The sequence below is a fragment of the Mycobacterium intermedium genome (assembly GCF_002086275.1).
Classification (GTDB): Bacteria; Actinomycetota; Actinomycetes; order Mycobacteriales; family Mycobacteriaceae; genus Mycobacterium; species Mycobacterium intermedium.
Genome location: NZ_MVHT01000307.1, coordinates 1 through 531, shown reverse-complemented (window position 1 = coordinate 531; position 531 = coordinate 1). Strand labels below are relative to the sequence as shown.

At 71.4% G+C, this 531-nt stretch carries 1 protein-coding gene; it reads right to left on the bottom strand.

Features of this window, described 5'->3' with window-relative positions; genetic code table 11:
• Positions 1 to 531: DUF7159 family protein (locus tag BST27_RS30810; protein ID WP_487246512.1), on the bottom strand; the 531-nt coding region annotated here is incomplete at both ends.

The following is a 531-nucleotide window of genomic DNA, read 5'->3' as shown; positions in this document are numbered from 1 at the left end:
CCCCGGCCATTGCGCTGCCGGCCAGCGCCAGCCGGCGCGACTTCTTGGCCCGCACTCCGACCGGGTCGTCCACGCCGTCCGTGTCGTCCGACCAGGCACTGTAGGCGAGCGCTTGGTCACCCAGGTGAGCGTTGGCGCACACGTCGAGGTAGGTCGGGGTGAGGGCTTGGGAGTTCACCTCACCGGTGCCCGGATCCAGCGCGTAGGCCAGCGCGGCCGTGGACGACGCAAACAGCGGTGCGTTCGCCGAAGCCAGCGCCGCTCCCCGGGCCAGAGCCAGGTGCGGTTCCGCGGGGAAGCTCACCGCCAGGGAGGTCGCTGCCTCCAGCGCGGATTTCAGCGGCACGATGTCCACGCCACAGCCGACGACGAACAGGCCCTTCGCTCGCGACGCCGGCGCTTGGAGTTCGGCGACCATTGCCACGAGCTCGGCACGCCTGTCCCGCTCGGCGCGTCCCAGCGGTTGCCGATGCAGGTCGACAATCGAGCCGTCGGCGACATCGACGACGGCCAGCGTGGCGCTGTCGGCCT